This is a genomic window from Parabacteroides gordonii MS-1 = DSM 23371 (assembly GCF_000969825.1).
GTDB classification, from domain to species: domain Bacteria; phylum Bacteroidota; class Bacteroidia; order Bacteroidales; family Tannerellaceae; genus Parabacteroides; species Parabacteroides gordonii.
The window spans coordinates 490,619-493,693 of sequence record NZ_KQ033920.1 but is presented as its reverse complement, the minus strand read 5'-3'; the positions used below and the strand labels follow the sequence as shown (position 1 = coordinate 493,693).

4 protein-coding genes are annotated in these 3,075 nt (G+C 54.8%); all 4 read left to right on the top strand.

Features of this window, described 5'->3' with window-relative positions:
- The coding region (locus HMPREF1536_RS19065; protein ID WP_046151801.1) for a hypothetical protein at positions 1-451 on the top strand (451 nt) is incomplete at its 5' end.
- Between the two features lie 170 nt (positions 452-621).
- Entirely contained in the window at positions 622-918 is a 297-nt protein-coding gene (locus tag HMPREF1536_RS19060; protein ID WP_004308755.1) for a DUF4134 domain-containing protein, read from the top strand.
- Positions 919-928: 10 nt separating this feature from the next.
- Complete coding sequence (locus HMPREF1536_RS19055) at positions 929-1,291, top strand: DUF4133 domain-containing protein (RefSeq protein WP_007566699.1); 363 nt, start codon at positions 929-931, stop codon at positions 1,289-1,291.
- A partial coding sequence (locus HMPREF1536_RS19050; protein ID WP_233426419.1) for a TraG family conjugative transposon ATPase occupies positions 1,288-3,075 on the top strand: 1,788 nt, incomplete at its 3' end. The genes HMPREF1536_RS19055 and HMPREF1536_RS19050, both read left to right, overlap by 4 nt.

Below are 3,075 nucleotides of genomic sequence, written 5' to 3'. Positions count from 1 at the left end.
GACAGCGCAGGACAAATCGGGACACCTCCCGCAAGCGGCTGAAAATGATACTATTTTTGCGCCGCAGGCTGACGGACTGCCGGAAGAAACGCCCGGTTACGAGAATGACGAACCCGACTACGAGGACGAGGAAATAGCCGGGTACATGGACGGTGACGATGATACCGGGCGGGCTACGGGCGTGAGCTTTGACGAACTGGGCGAAGCGGTACGCACGGCGAACGCCGACAACCCCACCGAAGCGGAACAGCGGCAAGCAGCCGGGACGCTGGCAAGCATTGAGGGGACGAACCTCTACGATGCGGTGGTGGAGAACATCAACGGCGGGCTGGCAAAGGTGGCTGAACTGCTGGGACGCAACGAAGCGGAACTGGCTGCGGCTGCTGTCCCTGCCGAAGCTGGCAATAAAAGCAAGGAACACGAAGCGTTCGACATGAACGATTTCCTATAATATAATAATGTATAAGCCTGACAGCATGAAACAGCGTGATTACGGTTGATTGGCAACCTGAAAACCAAACAGACAAACGGGACTATCCCCGACCACTAAAATTTCAAATTATTCACCAGCCGGGAAAGGCGGACTATCCACCCGCCGCCCGGCATTAAAAACAAATCACAATGAGAAAGAAAATCTTCTTGTCGGCGGCTATACTTGCCGCCGTGGTAAGTGCCTACGCACAAGGAAACGGGCAGGCGGGCATCACCGAAGCCACGAACCTAATCACCGGGTATTTCGACCCCGGAACAAAACTGGTGTACGCAATCGGGGCGGTCTGCGGCTTGATTGGCGGGGTAAAAGTATATAACAAGTTTTCAAGCGGCGACCCCGACACCTCAAAGACCGCCGCCAGTTGGTTCGGGGCGTGCATCTTCCTGATTGTAGCCGCCACTATCCTGCGCTCGTTCTTCCTCTAAACCTGCGGCTATGTCTGACGAGTTGTTGAGGGCTAAGCCCGAAAAATATCAGGTAAACAGGGGTATCGGGAAGCCCGTGGAGTTCAAGGGGCTGAAAAGCCAGTACCTCTTTATCTTTTGCGGCGGCTTGCTCGCCGTCTTCGTGGTGTTCATCGTCCTGTTCATGGCGGGCGTGAACCAGTGGCTATGTATCGGTTTCATCGTGTCGGCTTCGCTGCTGCTCGTGTGGCAGACGTTCCGGCTCAACGCCAAGTACGGCACGCACGGGCTGATGAAAGCCGCCGCACGCAAACGGCATCCACGCTTCATTATCAGCCGAAAGGCGATACCCCGATTATTCACCTACAAAAAAAGAAAGGAAGAAAGACCATGAGAAATATGTTAAAGGCTACCACGCTGGAAAGGAAATTCCCCCTTTTGGCGGTGGAGAACGGCTGCATCATTTCAAAGGATGCGGACATAACGGTGGCTTTCAGGGTGGAACTGCCCGAACTGTTCACCGTCACCAGTACCGAGTACGAAGCCATACATTCGGCATGGTACAAGGCAATCAAGGTGCTGCCCGACTACTCCATAGTACACAAGCAGGACTTCTTCATCAAGGAGAACTACCAGCCCGACACGGAAAGGGACGAACTTAGTTTCCTGTCCCGGACTTTTGAACGGCACTTCAATGAACGCCCGTTCCTGAACCATTACTGCTACCTGTTCCTGACAAAGACGACAAGGGAGAGAAGCCGCCGACAGAGCGACTTCTCCACCCTCTGCCGGGGCAGGATTGTTCCGCAGGAGATAGCCGACAAGGAAGCGGCGGCAAAGTTCATCGAAGCGGTCGGGCAGTTTGAGCGCATTATGAACGACAGCGGTTTTGTCACGCTTACCCGGCTGGCGGCATCGGAAATCACCGGGCAGGACGGAAAGGCGGGCATCATCGAGAAATACTTCTCGCTCTCGCAGACAGATACCACCTGCCTGAAAGACATCGGGCTGTACCCGGAAGAAATGCGTGTCGGGGACGACATACTGTGCCTGCACACGCTCTCGGACGTGGAAGATTTGCCCGGAAAGGTCGGGACGGACTGCCGATTTGAGAAGCTGTCCACAGACCGGAGCGACTGCCGACTGTCATTCGCCGCCCCGGTGGGCGTGCTGTTGTCGTGTAACCACGTCTATAACCAGTTCATCTTCATAGACGACCACGCCGAAAACCTGAAGAACTTCGAGCAGACCGCCCGGAATATGCAATCGCTCTCCCGATACTCCCGTGCCAACCAAGTGAACAAGGAGTGGATAGACGAGTACCTGAACGAAGCCCACAGCAAGGGGCTTGTATCGGTGCGCTGCCACTGCAACGTCATGGCATGGAGTGACGACCGGGACGAACTCAAACGCATACGCAACGATGTGGGAAGCCAGCTTGCGCTAATGGAGTGCAAGCCACGCCACAACACCACCGACACGCCCACGCTCTTTTGGGCGGGCATACCCGGCAACGAGGCGGACTTCCCCGCAGAGGAAAGTTTCTACACGTTCTTGGGGCAGGCTCTCTGTCTGTTCGTGGAAGAAACGAACTACAAGAGTTCGCTTTCGCCGTTCGGCATCAAAATGGTGGACAGGGTAAGCGGTCGCCCGCTGCACATCGACATATCGGATTTGCCCATGAAGAAAGGCATCACCACCAACCGCAACAAGTTCATACTTGGGCCGAGCGGTAGCGGGAAGTCTTTCTTCACCAACCACATGGTGCGCCAGTATTACGAGCAGGGTGCGCACGTGCTACTGGTAGATACGGGTAACAGCTACTTGGGACTGTCCCAGCTTATCCACAACCGCACGCACGGCGAGGACGGGATTTATTTCACCTACACCAACGAGAACCCGATAGCGTTCAACCCGTTCTATGTCGAGGAAGGGGTATTTGACATCGAAAAGAAAGAGAGTATCAAGACCCTTATACTCACCCTGTGGAAGCGGGACGATGAAGCCCCCAAGCGGTCGGAAGAAGTGGCGTTGTCCAATGCGGTAAGTGCCTATATCGAACTGATAGGCAATGACCGTTCGGTAACGCCCTGCTTCAACACGTTCTACGAGTTTGTCCGGGATGATTACCGCCGACAGCTTGAACAGAAGAACGTCAGGGAAAAGGATTTTGACATA

Bases quoted from the DNA above. Each gene is read 5' to 3' on its own strand.
- HMPREF1536_RS19055 (WP_007566699.1), top strand. From the start codon at position 929: ATGTCTGACGAGTTGTTGAGGGCTAAGCCCGAAAAATATCAGGTAAAC.
- HMPREF1536_RS19060 (WP_004308755.1), top strand. From the start codon at position 622: ATGAGAAAGAAAATCTTCTTGTCGGCGGCTATACTTGCCGCCGTGGTA.